Origin of the sequence: Paracoccus gahaiensis, assembly GCF_005048225.1 — a bacterium.
Classification (GTDB): domain Bacteria; phylum Pseudomonadota; class Alphaproteobacteria; order Rhodobacterales; family Rhodobacteraceae; genus Paracoccus; species Paracoccus gahaiensis.
The window spans coordinates 284,620-300,914 of sequence record NZ_SUNI01000003.1; the positions used below are offsets into that span (position 1 = coordinate 284,620).

Here is a 16,295-nt window from a genome sequence, read left to right on the forward strand (position 1 = left end):
AGCTTGGACCGGGGCGGGGGGCTTTGGCAAGAATGGCCGAACACGCCCCCGTGACGCCCCCGTGCCGCCCGCATGACGCGATGAAAGGTTGCGCAAAGAACTGGAGCGTGGCTGCGTCCCGCGCTATTACCATGCCAAAAAGAAGAGGCCGAGCCATGCGATCTTCCCTGCGCGGACAGGTAGACCCGTTCATCGTGATGGACGTCATGGCGGCTGCCGCCCAAGCCGAGGCGGCGGGCCGCCACATCATTCACATGGAGGTGGGCCAGCCCGGCACCCCCGCCCCGACAGGCGCGCGCCGCGCGCTGGCGGCGGCGCTGGAACAGCCCCTGGGCTATACCGTGGCGCTTGGCCTGCCGGCGCTGCGGCAGGGGATCGCGGATCTGTACCGGCGCTGGTACGGGGTCGATCTGGACCCGGCGCGCGTGGTGGTGACGCCGGGCAGCAGCGGGGCGTTCATCCTGGCCTTCTCGGCGCTTTTCGATGCGGGGGACCGGGTGGCGATGGGCTTCCCCGGCTATCCCAGCTATCGCCAGATCCTGCGGGCCATGTCGCTGACGCCTGTGGGCATTCCGACCCGGGCCGAGGACCGCTATCAGCCGCGCCCCGAGGATCTGCCAGAGGCGGAGGGGCTGATCCTCGCCTCGCCCGGCAACCCCTCGGGGACGGTGCTGACGGTGCCGGAACTGGCGGCGCTGACGGAGGCCGCGCGGGCGCGGGGCATGGCCGTCATCTCGGACGAGATCTATCACGGGCTGTCCTATGGCGACCGCTGCCACAGCGCGCTGGAGGTGACCGACGAGGTCGTGGTGGTGAACTCGTTCAGCAAGTATTTCTCGATGACCGGCTGGCGGGTGGGCTGGATGGTGGTGCCGCCCGACATGGTGCGCACGGTGGAGCGGCTGGCGCAGAACCTGTTCATCTGCCCGCCCCATGCCAGCCAGGTCGCGGCGCTGGCCGCCCTGGACTGCATCCCCGAGGCCGAGGCGAACCGCGCCGTCTATGCCGAAAACCGCCGCCTGATGCTGGAGGGGCTGCCGCGCGCGGGTTTCGACCGCATCGCCCCGCCCGAGGGGGCTTTCTACATCTATGCCGACGTGTCGCACCTGACCGAGGATTCTGTCAGCTTCGCGGCGGAGATCCTTGAAAAGGCCGGAGTCGCGGTCACGCCGGGCCTCGATTTCGACCCCGACCGGGGCGCGCGGACGCTGCGCTTTTCCTATGCCCGCGCCACGGCGGACATCGCCGAGGGCCTGGCCCGGCTCACCGCCTTCATGGCGGCGCGATGAGGCTTCGTGCCCTTCTTCTGCTGCTGGTCCTGCTGCTGGCCGCGCCCTTCCAGGCGGCGCAGGCGGAACCCGCGCGCCTGGCCTTGGGCGGATCGGCCCTGACGCCCGCGCCTGCGGGCTGGTGGCAGCGCGTCTTCGGCCCCGAGGCGCTGCAGCTGCAGCTGGCGCTGGACCGGCCCGTGCCGTGGCGGGCCTTCCTGGTGGGTGATCCGGCGCGGCTGGTGGTCGATCTGCAGGGCGTCGACCTGACCGGGCAGGACCCCGCGCAGCTTTTCGGCCATGACATGGCCCCGGCGATCCGGTGGGGCAGCTTCCGGCGCGGCTGGTCGCGGCTGGTGATCGAGCTGCCCGGCCCCTATCGCGTGGCCCGCGCGGGCCTGCGGACCCAAGGCCCCGAGGCGCGGCTGCGCGTCGCGCTGGAGCCGGTCGCGCCGGACGATTTCTCGCCCCGCCCCTCGGCGGCGGCGGCGTTGCGCAACCTGCCCGAGCCCGCGCAGATGCCCGAGGCGCCGCCCCGCGCGCCGGGGCTGACGGTGACGCTGGATCCGGGCCATGGTGGCTTCGATCCCGGCGCGCAGGCGGGCACGGATACCGAGGCCGCGCTGGTCCTGACCTTCGCGCTGGAACTGCGCCGGGCGCTGGAGGCGCGGGGCGTCACCGTCGCCATGACCCGCGACAGCGACGTCTATGTGCGGCTGGAGGACCGGATGACCGCCGCCCGGGCTTCGGGGTCGCATCTGCTGATGTCGCTGCATGCCGATGCACTGCCTCAGGGACAGGCGGCGGGGGCCACGGTCTATGTCTGGAACCCGGCCTCGGACGACCGGGCGGCGGCGCAGCTGGCACTGCGCCATCAGCGCGACGACCTGCTGGCGGGGATGAACCTGCGCGGGCAGGACGATGCGCTGGCCATGGCGCTGATGGATTTCGCCCGCATGGACACCCAGCCCCGGTCCGAGGCCTTCGCGCGGCTTCTGACCTCGCGCATGGCGTTGCGGGGCATCGGGCTGCATGGCCGCCCGGTGCAGGGGGCGGCCTTCTCGGTCCTGAAATCGCCCGACATCCCGTCAGTGCTGCTGGAACTGGGCTTCATCTCGGACCAGACCGACCTGGCCAACCTGACCGATCCGGAATGGCGCGCGCGCATGGTCGAGGCGGTGGCCGAGGCCACGACCGGCTGGTGGCGCGACGAGCAGGCCCGCGCGGGGCTGCTGCGGCACTGACGGGCCGCAGGGCGCGCAGGCCCGGTCCCGACCTGTCGCACAGTTGCTTTGACCGGCGGGCGCGGCCTCGCTATAGACGGCCCGAAGCTGCGAAAGGCGACCCCATCCCGTGCTGCGAGTCATCCTGTCCTTTTTCGGTGCGATCTTCTCCTGGGTGGTGACGGCCGCCTTCTTCGCGGCGCTGACCGTGGGCGGCATCTTCTGGATCTATTCGCGCGACCTGCCCAGCCACGAGACGCTGGCGCAGTATTCGCCCAAGACCATAAGCCGCATCTATTCCGCAGAAGGCCAGTTGATCGACGAATTCGCCGAGGAGCGGCGCCTGTTCGTGCCCATCGACGAGGTCCCCGACCTGATCAAGCAGGCCTTCGTCAGCGCCGAGGACAAGAACTTCTACAGCCATCCGGGCTATGACCTGCGCGGCATCCTGGGGGCGGCCTACGAGGCGCTGGCTTCGGGCGGGTCCAGCGTGCGCGGGGCCTCGACCATCACCCAGCAGGTGATGAAGAACTTTCTGCTGTCCAGCGACCGCAGCGTCGAACGCAAGGTCAAGGAGCTGATCCTGGCCGCGCGGCTGGAGCGCACGCTGACCAAGGACCAGATCCTGGAGCTGTATGTCAACGAGATCTTCCTGGGCCAGAACAGCTTCGGCATCGTGGCGGCGGCGCAGACCTATTTCAACAAGTCGCTGACCGAACTGGCCCCGCACGAGGCCGCGATGCTGGCCGCCATGCCGCAGGCGCCGGGCCGCTATCACCCCGTCCGCGCCAAGGAGCGGGTGACCGAGCGGCGCAACTATGTCCTGCGCGAGATGTGGCAGAACGGCTATCTGGATCAGGCCACCTATGAGGCCGAGGCGCGGCTGCCGCTGCGCACGGTGCAGAACGGCGACTTCCCCTCGTTCCAGCGCCAGCTGCCCCCGCGCGACTATTTCACCGACGAGATCCGCCGCCAGCTGAGCCTGGAATTCGGCCAGGACGAGTTCTTCGGCGGCGGCCTGACCATCCGCGCCACCCTGGATCCCGAGCTGCAATCCGAGGCGGCGACCGCGCTGCAGCAGGCGCTGGAGGAGTTCGACCGCAACCGTGGCGTCTGGCGCGGCACCGGCGAGACGATCGCCCCCGAGGCGCTGGCCGACGAGGCCGCCTGGCGCGGCGCGCTGTGGGACCTGCGCCTGCCACGCGACATCCCCGGCTGGCGCCCCGCCGTGGTGCTGGAGGTCGGCGCCAGCGATGCGCGGATCGGCATCGAGGGGATCGAGGAGGCGGGCCCCGGCCATTGGATCCCCGCCGCCGACGTGCAATGGGCCCGCCGGCTGGACCGCGAGACGGGTGATCTGGACGCGCGCGCGGAGGTCGCGGGCGATCTGGTCCGGGTGGGCGAGGTGGTGCTGGTCCGCGCCATGACCAGCGACGCCGATGGCAGCTTCCTGCGCTGGACCCTGCGGCAGGTGCCCGAGGTGCAGGGCGGCTTCATGGCGATGGACGTGAACACCGGCCGCGTGCTGGCGATGCAGGGCGGGTTTTCCTATGAAAGCTCGGTCTTCAACCGCGCGACGCAGGCGCAGCGCCAGCCGGGCTCAAGCTTCAAGCCCTTCGTCTATGCCGCCGCCCTGGACAGCAACTATACCCCCGCGACCATCGTCGTGGACGAAGCCATCAGCATCAACACGCCCCAGGGGCTGTGGGAGCCGCAGAACTCGTCCGGGCGCTATTACGGCCCGACGCCCCTGCGGACCGGCATCGAGCAGTCGCGCAACCTGATGACCATCCGCATCGCCGACGATATCGGCATGGAGCGGGTGGCCGAATATGCCGAGAGCTTCGGCGTCTACGACGCGCTGTCGCCCTTCCTGGCCAATGCGCTTGGCGCGCAGGAAACGACGCTGTTCAAGATGGTCGCGGCCTATGCGATGTTCGCCAATGGCGGCGAGCGGGTGGAACCCACGCTGGTCGACCGCGTGCAGGACCGACGCGGCCGCACCGTCTATCGCCACGACCAGCGCGTCTGCCAGACCTGCGGGATGCAGGCGCTGCCGGCAGGGCAGGGCCCGGTCATCGACACCAACCGCGAGCGGGTGCTGGACGCGGTGACCGCCTATCAGCTGACCTCGATGCTGGAGGGCGCGGTCGAGCGCGGCTCGGGCTCGGGCGTCGACCTGCCGGTGCCGATCGCGGGCAAGACCGGCACGACGAACGATGCCAAGGACGTGTGGTTCATCGGCTATTCCAGCAATATCGTCGCGGGTTGCTATATCGGCTATGACCAGCCCCGGACCCTGGGCGAGCGCGCCTTCGGCGGCACGCTGTGCGTTCCGGTCTTCAACGCCTTCATGCGCGAGGCGGTGGCGGAATATGGCGGCACCGAGTTCAAGGTTCCGCCGGGCGGCTACTGGGTCAAGATCGACCGCGTGACCGGCCAGCGGCTGCCCGACGATGCGACCGGCCCCAATGTCGTGGCCGAGTATTTCCGCGAGGGGATGGATCCCGACTGGCTGGCGCCCTACGTCGTCGCGGGCTTCGGCGATGACGTGGTGATCCTGCCCTGGGAGGCCGGGGCGGGGTCCGCGACCTCGGTCACCACCTCGACCGGCGAGACGCGGGTGATCCCGGGGCGGACGGATTTCGGGACGATGTCCTCGGGCGGGCTGTACTGAGGCGCCGCAGAGTTGCGTCCCGCGATGGCCGGGGGGCCAGCCCCCCGGACCCCCCGGGATATTTCAGGACCAATGCAGGGGGCTCGGCTTTCGTCGGCGCCAAAGGCAGCTCCGGCGGCGGTCTTGCCCAAGACGGCGGGGCACGGTATCACCCCGGACCTGACGCCAGACCGAAGGAACCCGCCCATGCGCGCCGAGACGCAGTCCACCATCGAGGCCATCCGCCGTTCGCTGACCCTCTTGGGGCAGCGGCTGGACTGGACGACCGCGCCGCATCGGCTGGAAGAGATGAACGCCATGATCGAGGATGGCGATCTGTGGTCCGACCCCGCCCGCGCGCAGAAGCTGATGCGCGAGCGCCAGGCCCTGTCCGAGGCGATCGACACCTATCGCCGGATCGAGGAGGACCTGTCCGCCAATGCCGAGATGGTCGAGCTGGCCGAGGCCGAGGGCGATGCGGATCTTGTGACCGAGGCCGAGGCGAACCTGAAGGCGCTGGCAAAGGATGCCGCGCAGAAGGAACTGGAGGCACTGCTGAACGGCGAGGCCGACAGCAACGACACCTTTCTGGAGATCAACGCGGGCGCGGGCGGCACGGAAAGCTGCGATTGGGCATCCATGCTGGCGCGCATGTATGTGCGTTGGGCCGAAAAGAAGGGCTACGAGGTCGAGCTGCTGGCCGAGACGCAGGGCGAGGAGACCGGCATCCGCAGTGCCGCCTACAAGATCACCGGGCATAATGCCTATGGCTGGCTGAAATCGGAATCGGGCGTGCACCGGCTGGTCCGCATCAGCCCCTATGACAGCGCGGCGCGGCGGCACACCTCCTTCAGCTCGATCTGGGTCTATCCGGTGGTGGACGACAATATCGAGATCGACATCCCCGACCGCGACATCCGCATCGACACCTATCGCTCGTCGGGCGCGGGCGGCCAGCACGTCAATACCACTGACTCGGCCGTGCGCATCACCCACCTTCCGACCAATATCGTGGTGACCTCGTCGGAAAAGTCGCAGCACCAGAACCGCGCCAACGCCATGGCAGCGCTGAAGTCGCGCCTGTACCAGATGGAGATGGACCGCCGGAACGCCGAGGTGAACGCCCAGCATGCGGCCAAGGGCGATGCGGGCTGGGGCAACCAGATCCGCTCCTACGTCCTGCACCCCTATCAGATGGTCAAGGACCTGCGCACCTCCGAGGAGACCAGCGACACGCAGGGCGTGCTGGACGGCGATCTGGACCGCTTCATGGCGGCCACGCTGGCGCTGGACGTGGCCGGCAAGAGCCGCGCCGAGGCCAACGCCACCGACTGACGCCCCGCTTCCGGCGGACATGCTGCACTGCAGCATAAACGGTGGATCGCGGCGGCCTTCCGCGATATGCTTCGCATGACGCAGCATGTCGGAGGGTCGGCGATGGATCACAAACGCATCAATCTGGCCCTGCAGGGCGGCGGCGCGCATGGCGCCTTCACCTGGGGGGTGCTGGACCGGCTGCTGGACGAGCCCTGGCTGGAATTCGCGGCGATCAGCGGCACCTCGGCGGGGGCGCTCAACGGGGCGGCGCTGAAGGCCGGGCTGGCGGCCCGCACGGGCCTCGCGGGACGGCAGGCGGCGCGCGAGAACCTGGACGCGCTGTGGTCGCAGGTCGGCGAGGTCAGCGACAACCGCGTGGTCCGCTGGATGCGGTCGGTCCTGCCCATGCCGCGCGGGTTGCAGCGCTGGACCGAGATGGTCTCGCCCGCCGCATGGATGGACAATCTGACGCGGCTGTTCAGCCCCTATGATTACGGCCCCTTCTACGTCAATCCGCTTGGCCGGATGCTGAGCGACCTGCCCTTCTCCGACTTCGCCTGCGAGCCCGGCCCGGCGCTCTACGTCGCCGCGACCAATGTGCGCAGCGGGCGGATCAAGGTCTTCACCGGCGCGCAGGCCACGGCCGAGGCGGTGATGGCCTCGGCCTGCCTGCCGACCCTGTTTCAGGCGGTCGAGATCTTTGACCCCGACACCGGCAGGATCGAATCCTTCTGGGATGGCGGCTTCACCGGCAATCCGGCGCTGTTCCCGCTCTATCGGTCACATCTGCCCCGCGACATCCTGATCGTGGCGATCAACCCGCTGATGCGGGACGTGCTGCCGCGCAGCCCGGTCGAGATCTCGGACCGGGTGAACGAGGTCAGCTTCAACAGCTCGCTGATGGCGCAGCTGCGCGCCATCAACTTCGTCAAGCGCCTCTATGCCGAAGGCCGGCTGGAGGGCGAGGCGATGAAGAACGTGCTGCTGCACCTGATCGACGACGACGCGCTGATGAACGACCTGTCCGCCCGGTCCAAGACCATGCCGCGCCACGGCCTGCTGGCCTCGATGAAGGCGGCGGGGCAGGTGGCGGCCGACACGTTCCTGCACGATCACGGGGCCAAGCTGAACCGCGAGGACAGCTTTGATCTGGCCTCGCTGTTTCCCAGCATGCGTCCGATCTAGGCCGTCATCGCCGCGGCGATCCGCGCGGCAAGTCGCGCATTGTTCAGCACCAGCTGGATGTTCGACTCCAGCGAGCGGCCCTCGGTCAGCTCGAAGATGCGCGACAGCAGGAAGGGCGTGACCGCCTTGGCGGCGATGCCCTGGGCCTGCGCCTCGGCCAGCGCCTGCTCGATCACCGGCAGGATGACGTCCTGTGCGATCTCGGCCTCGACGGGGATCGGGTTGGCGACCAGCTGCCCGCCCCTCAGGCCAAGCGCCGCGCGCATGTCGGCCGCTGCCGCGATCTGCTCGGGGCTGTCCATGCGCAGGGGCGCCCGCAGTCCCGAATCGCGGGACCAGAAGGCGGGCAGGTTGTCCTGGCCATAGGCGATGACCGGCACGCCGAGCGTCTCCAGCACCTCCCAGGTCTTGGGCAGATCCAGAATCGCCTTGGCGCCCGCAGCCACCACCGTCACCGGGGTCTGCGCCAGTTCCTGCAGATCGGCCGAGATGTCGAAGCTGTCCTCGGCACCGCGATGCACGCCGCCGATGCCGCCGGTGGCAAAGACCCGGATGCCCGCCAGATGCGCGCAGATCATGGTCGCGGCGACGGTGGTGGCGCCGGTGCGGCCAGTGGCAAGGCAGACGGCCAGATCGGCGCGGCTCAGCTTCATGGCCTCGGCGGGCGGGGTCTGGGCCAGCGCGCGCAGGGCCTCGGGCGTCAGGCCGACATGGATGCGGCCCCCCATCACGGCGATGGTGGCGGGGGTGGCGCCGCCTTCGCGGATGGTGGCCTCGACCGTCTCGGCCATCTCCAGGTTCTGGGGCCAGGGCATGCCATGGGTGATGATCGTCGATTCCAGCGCGACTACGGGGCGGCCTTGCGCCAGTGCGTCGGCGACCTCGGGGGCATAGGTGAGCGGGGCTTGGGTCACGGGACATCCTTTCCGGAAACATGGGCGGCCGAGGCCTCGACGGCGCGGGCCAGGGCCGCATCGCGCGGCTCGTGGGTCAGTTCGGCGGCCAGATGGGCCGCCAGGAAGCAGTCGCCCGCGCCGGTCACGCGGGCCACGGTGACGGCGGGGGGGCGGTGGATCAGCGTCGGGCCGTTGGCCATCGCCTCGGCCGCCGGAAGGGGGCCGTCGGTGACCAGTACCCGCGCCGCGCCGCGCGCGACCACGGCCTGCGCGGCGGAAGCAGCGTCGGGGCAGGCGCGGCCCGCCAGGATCTCGGCCTCCAGCCGGTTGAGATAGAAGCAGCCGCGCCGGGCGGCGATCAGCGGCTCCAGCCGCTCGGCCTTGCCGGGGCTGGCGGGCACCACGCGCAGGTCGGCCTGCGCCAGCCGGGGATCGCGGGCGATGGCGGCCAGAAGGTCCTCGGTCAGGTTGCCGTCCAGCACCACGGGGCCGGTCCAGCCGGGCAGGGCGTCCAGCGGTGCCAGGATCGCGCCGCCCGCCTGCTCCAGGCTGTGGGCATCGGCGATGGCGGCGATCAGCCCCTCGCTGTCCTCGATCCCCATGTAGCAGTCGGTGGGCAGGCCGGTGTCGCGCGCCAGATGGTCGGTCACCACCCCAAGCCGCAGGGCCTGGGCGATCAGCGCCTCGCCCTCGGGGTCGCGGCCCACGGCGGAGAGAACGGCGGGCACCAACCCCCATCGTGCCAGGGCGATCGCCACGTTCAGCGCCACCCCGCCGGGGATGTGGCGGATGCGGCCCGGCACGTCGGCGCCCGGCGCCATGCGGCGCGGGGCGCGGCCGATCACGTCCCACAGCATGGCCCCGATGCACAGCACGTCAGGCGTCTTGGTCATCGTCATCCCCCATCTGCGTCTGCAGGAAGCGTTCGAAATCGTCCAGATCCACCGGGTCGAACTGCCCGAAGCCCTGCATCCAGACCGAGGCCGTCCGCATCCCTCCCGGGTCCAGCTTGCACCAGGTGATCCGCCCGCGCCGTTCCTGCCGGATCAGGCCGGCGGCTGCAAGCACGCCCAGATGTTTCGAGATGGCGGCCAGGCTGACCTCGAAAGGCTGGGCCACGTCGCTGACCGCCATGTCGTCCTCCAGCAGCATCGACAGCACCCGCCTGCGGGTGGGGTCGGCCAGGGCCGCAAAGATCAGATCCAGCCGGTCGGGCGGGGGCGGCAGGGTCATGGGGCGGGCCTTTGTGCGGGGAACGGTCAACCGGGCGGTTGAATGATGGCGCAGCCGAATGGCGAACGCAACTGGCACCGGGAAATGAGCGCGCCAGGAAAGTGCATGCCGATCAAGGGGTTGTTCCGGGGCTTGCATCGCTTGACTTGGGGGGCGCCAGCGCCTAGACACCGGCCAACGGCGTCGGGGGCGGAAAACATGGCCGATGAACCCCAGGACGCGCCGGACCGGGCCCAGGACGAGGCCCGACTGCGCGCACTGGAGGCCAAGCTGGCCGCCCTGACACCCAAGCCCAAGGGCCCCAGCCCGATGGGAAAGTACGAACAGGCCAATCTGGCCTGGCGCATGGTGATCGAGCTTGTGGCCGGATTGGGCCTGGGGTTCGTGATCGGTTACGGGCTGGATTATCTGCTGGGCACCACGCCCCTGCTGATGGTCGTCTTCATTTTCCTCGGCCTCGCGGCCGGCATCAAGTCCTTGATGCGGACCGCGTCCGAGTTGGACCGAAAATCCGGTGACAGACCGGAGAGTGACGAGAGGGATTGACCTTGGCGACGGAAGCGACTGGCGGCGGCCTTGAATTCCACCCGATGGACCAGTTCGTGGTCCGGCCGCTGTTCGGTGACGGCGCGGTCGCCTGGTACACCCCGACCAACGTGACTCTGTGGCTGGCGCTGACTGCGCTCGCCGCGATCGCGCTTCTGGTCATGGGCACGCGGGGCCGGGCCATCGTCCCGAACCGCGCCCAGTCCGTGGCCGAGATGGCTTACGGCCTCGTCTACAAGATGATCGAGGACATCGCCGGCAAGGACGGGCTGCGCTATTTCCCCTACGTTCTGACGCTGTTCATGTTCGTCGTCTTCGCCAACCTGCTGGGCTTGGTGCCGATGGCCTTCACCGTCACCTCGCATATCGCCGTCACCGGCGTTCTGGCGCTGGCGGTGTTCTTCGGGGTCACGATCATCGGCTTCGTCAAGAACGGCGCGCATTTCCTCGACCTGTTCTGGGTCCGCTCGGCCCCGCTGGCCGTGCGTCCGATCCTGGCCGTGATCGAGGTCATCAGCTACTTCGTGCGCCCCCTCAGCCTGTCCATTCGTCTGGCGGGCAACATGATCGCCGGTCACGCGGTCATCAAGGTTTTCGCGGGCTTCGCGGCCATCGCCGCCGTCGCCCCCATCGCCATCGTCGCGGTCATCGGGATGTATGCCTTCGAGGTGCTCGTCGCCTTCGTGCAGGCCTATGTCTTCACCATCCTGACCTGCGTCTATCTCAAGGATGCGCTGCACCCGTCGCACTGACGGACGCCGCCTTACCTGCGGTCCCGCCCGGCGGGCCTGCATCCCCCTCGATCGCCAAACTACCAATCGCAAGGAGACTAATTATGACTGGTGATATCGCAGAACTGGGCCAGTACATCGGCGTCGGCCTGACCGCGTTCGGCATGGGCTTTGCCGCTCTGGGCGTGGGCAACGTGGCCGGGAACTTCCTGGCAGGCGCGCTGCGCAACCCGTCGGCCGCCGCCGGCCAGACCGCCACGCTGTTCATCGGCATGGCCTTCGCCGAAGCCCTGGGGATCTTCTCGTTCCTCGTCGCGCTTCTGCTGATGTTTGCGGTCTGATCCATCGCCATCCTTGCGGCGGGGTGGGGGGCTGACCCCCCGCCCCTTCGTTCGTTCAAAGGCCATGGGGTAGGATATGTTCAGCCTGTTGCAAGAGGCCGCCACCACTGCGGTCGGACAATCTGACGGAGCGGTCGTCGTCGACGACACCGCGACGAGCAACGTCGTGGTCACCGGGACCGAGGGCGTGCGCCCCGGCGTGGGCCAGGACGTCGAGGCTGTGGGACTTCCGCAGCTGGACATGACCACCTTCGGCAACCAGATCTTCTGGTTGATCGTGACGCTGGTGGTCCTGTATCTGGTGCTGTCGCGCGTGGCTCTGCCGCGCATCGCGGCGGTGCTGTCGGACCGCCAGGGCGCCGTCACCGGCGATCTGATGGCCGCCGAGGAATTCAAGATGAAGGCCCGCGAGGCCGAGGCCGCCTATGACAAGGCGCTGGCCGATGCCCGCACCGAGGCCCAGGCCATCGTCGCGCAGAACCGCGCCACGATCCAGGGCCAGCTGGATGCCGCAATCGCCAAGGCCGATGCCGAAATCGCCGCCCGCACGGCGGAATCCGAGACGCGCATCCGCGAGATCCGTGTGTCGGCCGATGCCAGCGCGCGCGAGGTTGCCCGCGACGTCACCGCCGAACTGGTCCGCAGCTTCGGCGGGCAGGCGGACGAGGCGACCATCTCGTCAGCCCTCGACGGGCGCATGAAAGGGGCCGTGCAATGACCCGCATGATCGCCATCCTGACCGCCTCGGTTCTGGCGGCGGGCCCCGCCGCTGCGGCACCCGGGGATTACGGCTTCTTCTCGCTGCGCAACACGGACTTCATCGTGCTGCTGGCCTTCATCGGCTTCATCGCCGTGCTGCTGTACTTCAAGGTTCCGGCGATGGTCGCGGGCCTGTTGGACAAGCGCGCCGACGGCATCCGCAAGGATCTGGACGAGGCCCGTCGCCTGCGCGAGGAGGCGCAGGAGATCTATGCCAGCTACGAGCGCCGCCAGCGCGAGGTGAAGACCCAGGCCGACCAGATCGTGGCCAATGCCAAGCGCGAGGCCGAGGCGCAGGCCGCCAAGGCCCAGGCCGATCTGGCCCGCTCGATCGAGCGTCGCCTGCAGGGCGCGCAGGACCAGATCGCCAGCGCGGAAAGCGAGGCGGTGCGGGCCGTTCGCGACAGCGCGGTGCAGGCCGCGATGGCGGCCGCGACCCAGATCCTGATGCAGCAGGTCGGCAGCGGCAAGCGCTCGGCCGGGATCGACGACGCCATCGAAGATGTGGCGCGTCGGCTGAACTGACAGTCAACGGACAGTGACGACAAAAAGGCCCCCGGTGCAGATGCGCCGGGGGCCTTTCGCGTTCACGGCTCAGGGCAGTCACGGCTCGGCGCGGTTGCGCAGGCGCAGGCGCGCGACGGCAGCATGGTCGTCGGCCCGGCGCTGCGCGATCAGCGTGCGGGCCACCAGATCCAAGTGATCCTCCAACGCGGCGCGGGCGGCGGCGCCGTCGCGCATCTGCAGCGCGTCATTGATGGCGATGTGCTGGTCCAGGATGCGGTCGCGCAGCTCGGGGCTGGCGAAGATCCGGGGGCGGTTGAACAGCATCCCCTGCCGCAGCAGATCTTGCAGCGCGCGCATCATGTGCAGCGCCATGACATTATGGCTGGCCTCGACGATGGCCATGTGGAAATCGGCGTCCAGCTCGGCCTCGATCTGGGGATCGGGGCTGACATGGGCATGGCGCATCGACTGCACGATCCGGTCCAGCACCTGCAGGTCCGTCTCGCCCGCCGCCAGCGCTGCCCGTTCGGCGGCCAGACCCTCCAGATCCTTGCGGAAGGTCAGGTAATCGTCCGCCGCCTGCGGATGGCGCGAGATCAGCCGCACCAGCGCGGGCGAAAAGGCGCTGCCCAGCACCTGCGCCACGAAGACACCGTCGCCGGGGCGGGTGACCAGCAGCCCGTCCGCCTGCATCGCCGCCAGCGCCTCGCGCAGCGAGGGGCGGCTGACGCCCATCCGACCCGCCAGATCGCGCTCTCCGGGCAGGCGTTCGCCGGGGCGCAGGACGCCCTGCAGGATCAGCGCCTCGATCTGCGCCACGACCGCATCCGCAAGACGGGTCGGGTCGATCGGCTGGAAGGGCGTGTCGGGGATGGGGGGAGCGGGCATAAGGGGGTCCGGGTTGTCTGGGAGCGTCATCCTAAGCCCGGACGGGCCCGAATCAAAGAGGCCGGGCGCAGGACCCGGCCCCCTGGTCGTCGGTTGCGGCGCTTATTGCGTCGGGCGGATGATGATGTCCACGCGGCGGTTCTGCGCGCGTCCGCTCTCCGTCGCGTTCGAGGCGACGGGCTGGGTCAGCCCGCGGCCCACCGCGACCAGACGGTTCTGCGCAACGCCTGCTGCGGCCAGGATGCCCGCCACGGACTGGGCGCGGCGCTGCGACAGGTCCAGGTTATAGGCGGCGCTGCCGGTGTTGTCGGTATGCCCCAGAACCTCGACCCGGCTGTCGGGATACTGGTTGAGGTTGCGCGCGACGGCATAGAGATCCGTCTGCGCCGGCCCCGACACGGCGGCCGAGTCGGTGGCGAAGAGGATGCCCTCGGGCAGGGTGACCTGCAGGTAGCTGCCGTGGTTCACGATCTGCACGTTGGGGTTGCTGATCGACTGCTCCAGGGCGGCGGCCTGACGGTCCAGGATATTGCCGGCGATGGCGCCCGCCGCCGCGCCCACGATGGCGCCGCGCGCCGCATCCCGGCTGCGCCCGCTGCCGTCGGAATCGCGCGTGCCGCCATAAAGCGCGCCCACGGCGGCCCCGGCCAGGGCGCCCTGCTGGGTGCGGCTGAGGCCGGTGGCCCCGGTTCCGGTATTGGTCATCGCCGGGGCGCAGGCGCCCAGGATCAGCAGACCGGAGGCGGCAAGAAGGCTGGTGGTGCGGAGTGTCATCGGGCTCCCTTTCCTTTGGATCCGGGCAGGCGATCCCTCGCCGCGCCCGCGTGGTCATGGCACCCGGTGCCGGATCTGGTCCGATTCCCGAAAGGCGCCCTTGATGCGTGGCAAGCTGTCGCAGATCGGCGCCAAAGGGAAGACACGCTTTCGTAAAGGTTGCGGGATGGGCGGCCCGAACCCGTCACCGGGCGGGCGCTTGCAAAGTATCGCCCGGGCGGTCAAAAGCGGGCATGGCCCTTCCGAAACGCCCGCCCCCCGCGCTGCCCTTCGGCCCCCAGGTCGCGATCTTCGCGCGGCTGGCCGAGGCGAACCCGGCCCCCGAGACCGAGCTGCAATTCGTCAACCCCTTCACGCTTGTCGTGGCGGTGGCCCTGTCCGCGCAGGCGACCGATGTCGGCGTGAACCGCGCCACCCGCGACCTGTTCGCCCGCGCCGACACGCCCGCCAGGATGCTGGAGCTGGGCGTCGAGGGCGTGACCGAGCATATCCGCACCATCGGCCTCTTCCGGCAGAAGGCCAAGAATGTCATCGCCCTGTCGCGCATCCTGGTCGAGGAATATGACGGCGTGGTGCCCGACAGCCGGGCGGCGCTGATGCGCTTGCCCGGCGTCGGTCGCAAGACGGCCAACGTGGTCCTGTCCTGCGCCTTCGGCCATCCCGCGCAGGCGGTCGACACCCATATCTTCCGCGTCGGCAACCGCACCCGCATCGCGCCGGGCCGCGACGTGGACGAGGTCGAGCGCGCGATCGAGGACAATGTTCCCGCCCGCTTCCAGACCCATGCGCATCACTGGCTGATCCTGCATGGCCGCTATATCTGCCAGGCGCGCAAGCCCCGCTGCGGGGTCTGCCCGATCCACGACCTGTGCCCCTATGAGGAGAAGACCGCGTGACATCATCCCAAGATCCGGGCCCCTATGTGGTGGGCATCGGCAATGCCGTCATGGACATCATCGCGCCGACAGAGGAGGCGCGTCTGGCCCAGCTGGGCATCACCAAGGGGATCATGCAGCTGGTCGACCGGGGGCGGTCGGAATATCTGATGGCTGCGCAGGCCGACGACCATTCGGCGCGCCGCGATCAGGCGCGCATGGTCGCGGGCGGCAGCGTGGCGAACACGCTGGCCGGCATCGGCGGCTTGGGCCTGCGCACCGCCTTCATCGGCTGCGTGGCCGATGACGAGATCGGGCGGCTCTATGCCGGGCAGACCGAGGGGGCGGGGACGCGCTTCGTGAACGCGCCCGTGGCGGGGTCGGACCTGCCGAGCTCGCGCACGATCATCTTCGTGACCCCGGATGGCGAGCGGTCGATGAACACCTATCTGGGCATCTCGGCCGAACTCGGCCCCGAGGATGTCGCCCCGCAGGTCTTCGACGGCGCGGGCTGGCTGTTTCTCGAGGGCTATCTGTTCGACAAGCCCAAGGGCAAGGCCGCTTTCCTGAAGGCCACCGATGAGATCCACCGCGCGGGCGGGCAGGCGGGCATCGCGCTGTCCGACCCGTTCTGCGTCGACCGCCACCGCGACGACTTCCGCCAGCTGGTCGCGGGCCGGATGGATTACGTGATCGGCAATGTCCATGAATGGCAGGCGCTGTATCAGGTCGAGGATCTGGAGGAGGCGCTGCGCCTGGCCGTGGCCGATTGCGGCACGGTCGTCTGCACCCGCTCGGGCGAGGATGCGATCCTGATCCGCGACGGCGAGCGGGTCACCGCGCCGGTGCACCGGGTGGTGCCGGTCGATGCGACCGGGGCGGGCGACCAGTTCGCCGCCGGGCTGATCTTCGGCCTGGCGACGGGCGTGCCGCTGCAGGTTGCCGGGCGCATGGGCTGCATCGCGGCGGCCGAGGTGATCGGGCATGTGGGCCCCCGCCCCGAGGCTGACATCCGGGCGCTGTTCCGGGCCGAGCGGCTGGTCTGAGGTCTTGCGTCCCGCGACCGCCGGGGGCGCTTCGCCCCCCGGACCCCCAG

At 69.6% G+C, this 16,295-nt stretch carries 17 protein-coding genes; 12 read left to right on the plus strand and 5 right to left on the minus strand.

Annotated features, from left to right (window positions below; genetic code table 11):
* The first annotated feature begins 155 nt into the window (after positions 1-155).
* The 5 genes from FA743_RS06095 to FA743_RS06115 all read left to right on the plus strand — a co-directional run bounded on the left by FA743_RS06095 (position 156) and on the right by FA743_RS06115 (position 7,649).
* Positions 156-1,289, plus strand: a complete 1,134-nt coding sequence (locus FA743_RS06095) for a pyridoxal phosphate-dependent aminotransferase (RefSeq protein ID WP_136884978.1) — start codon at positions 156-158, stop codon at positions 1,287-1,289.
* A complete protein-coding gene (locus FA743_RS06100) occupies positions 1,286-2,512 on the plus strand; it encodes an N-acetylmuramoyl-L-alanine amidase (protein WP_136884979.1) in 1,227 nt (408 codons plus the stop codon). Before FA743_RS06095 ends, FA743_RS06100 begins: the two co-directional genes overlap by 4 nt.
* A 109-nt stretch (positions 2,513-2,621) precedes the next feature.
* Positions 2,622-5,168, plus strand: coding sequence for a penicillin-binding protein 1A (locus tag FA743_RS06105; protein WP_136884980.1), 2,547 nt, complete (start codon positions 2,622-2,624; stop codon positions 5,166-5,168).
* Positions 5,169-5,354: 186 nt separating this feature from the next.
* Positions 5,355-6,482, plus strand: a complete 1,128-nt coding sequence (gene prfB, locus FA743_RS06110) for a peptide chain release factor 2 (RefSeq protein ID WP_136884981.1) — start codon at positions 5,355-5,357, stop codon at positions 6,480-6,482.
* Positions 6,483-6,584: 102 nt separating this feature from the next.
* Positions 6,585-7,649, plus strand: a complete 1,065-nt coding sequence (locus FA743_RS06115) for a patatin-like phospholipase family protein (protein ID WP_136884982.1) — start codon at positions 6,585-6,587, stop codon at positions 7,647-7,649.
* On the opposite strand, the gene FA743_RS06120 is transcribed toward FA743_RS06115, so the two are convergent.
* The 3 genes from FA743_RS06120 to FA743_RS06130 are packed head-to-tail and all read right to left on the minus strand — an operon-like array spanning position 7,646 to position 9,778.
* A complete protein-coding gene (locus FA743_RS06120; protein ID WP_136884983.1) occupies positions 7,646-8,563 on the minus strand; it encodes a pseudouridine-5'-phosphate glycosidase in 918 nt (305 codons plus the stop codon). The two genes, FA743_RS06115 and FA743_RS06120, sit on opposite strands and share 4 nt — an antisense overlap.
* The gene (locus FA743_RS06125; protein WP_136884984.1) at positions 8,560-9,438 is read right to left on the minus strand and encodes a PfkB family carbohydrate kinase; all 879 of its coding nucleotides are present in this window, start codon (positions 9,436-9,438) and stop codon (positions 8,560-8,562) included. Before FA743_RS06125 ends, FA743_RS06120 begins: the two co-directional genes overlap by 4 nt.
* Positions 9,422-9,778: an ArsR/SmtB family transcription factor gene (locus FA743_RS06130; RefSeq protein ID WP_135312981.1), complete on the minus strand. Its 357-nt coding sequence runs from the start codon at positions 9,776-9,778 to the stop codon at positions 9,422-9,424. The genes FA743_RS06125 and FA743_RS06130 overlap by 17 nt, the downstream gene beginning before the upstream one ends.
* A 198-nt stretch (positions 9,779-9,976) precedes the next feature.
* On the opposite strand from FA743_RS06130, the gene FA743_RS06135 reads away from it, so the two are divergent.
* From FA743_RS06135 to FA743_RS06155, 5 genes are all read left to right on the plus strand, one after another.
* Positions 9,977-10,324 carry an AtpZ/AtpI family protein gene (locus FA743_RS06135; RefSeq protein ID WP_136884985.1) on the plus strand — a complete coding sequence of 116 codons (348 nt, stop codon included), beginning with the start codon at positions 9,977-9,979 and terminating at the stop codon, positions 10,322-10,324.
* A 2-nt stretch (positions 10,325-10,326) separates the two neighbouring features.
* Positions 10,327-11,076 carry a F0F1 ATP synthase subunit A gene (locus FA743_RS06140; protein WP_228461176.1) on the plus strand — a complete coding sequence of 250 codons (750 nt, stop codon included), beginning with the start codon at positions 10,327-10,329 and terminating at the stop codon, positions 11,074-11,076.
* Positions 11,077-11,159: 83 nt separating this feature from the next.
* Entirely contained in the window at positions 11,160-11,396 is a 237-nt protein-coding gene (locus FA743_RS06145) for a F0F1 ATP synthase subunit C (RefSeq protein WP_090743205.1), read from the plus strand.
* Positions 11,397-11,472: 76 nt separating this feature from the next.
* Positions 11,473-12,114, plus strand: coding sequence for a F0F1 ATP synthase subunit B' (locus FA743_RS06150; protein ID WP_136884986.1), 642 nt, complete (start codon positions 11,473-11,475; stop codon positions 12,112-12,114).
* Complete coding sequence (locus FA743_RS06155) at positions 12,111-12,680, plus strand: F0F1 ATP synthase subunit B (protein WP_136884987.1); 570 nt, start codon at positions 12,111-12,113, stop codon at positions 12,678-12,680. The genes FA743_RS06150 and FA743_RS06155 overlap by 4 nt, the downstream gene beginning before the upstream one ends.
* A 78-nt stretch (positions 12,681-12,758) precedes the next feature.
* Here FA743_RS06155 and FA743_RS06160 read toward each other — a convergent pair whose 3' ends face one another.
* Both FA743_RS06160 and FA743_RS06165 read right to left on the minus strand, forming a co-directional pair.
* Entirely contained in the window at positions 12,759-13,550 is a 792-nt protein-coding gene (locus FA743_RS06160) for a FadR/GntR family transcriptional regulator (protein ID WP_136884988.1), read from the minus strand.
* A 102-nt stretch (positions 13,551-13,652) separates the two neighbouring features.
* Positions 13,653-14,324, minus strand: a complete 672-nt coding sequence (locus FA743_RS06165) for a YiaD family glycine zipper/OmpA-like lipoprotein (protein ID WP_136884989.1) — start codon at positions 14,322-14,324, stop codon at positions 13,653-13,655.
* 233 nt (positions 14,325-14,557) lie between these two features.
* On the opposite strand from FA743_RS06165, the gene nth reads away from it, so the two are divergent.
* Both nth and FA743_RS06175 read left to right on the plus strand, forming a co-directional pair.
* The gene (nth, locus tag FA743_RS06170; RefSeq protein WP_136884990.1) at positions 14,558-15,220 is read left to right on the plus strand and encodes an endonuclease III; all 663 of its coding nucleotides are present in this window, start codon (positions 14,558-14,560) and stop codon (positions 15,218-15,220) included.
* A 50-nt stretch (positions 15,221-15,270) separates the two neighbouring features.
* Complete coding sequence (locus FA743_RS06175; RefSeq protein WP_136885027.1) at positions 15,271-16,245, plus strand: adenosine kinase; 975 nt, start codon at positions 15,271-15,273, stop codon at positions 16,243-16,245.
* Positions 16,246-16,295 lie beyond the last annotated feature (50 nt).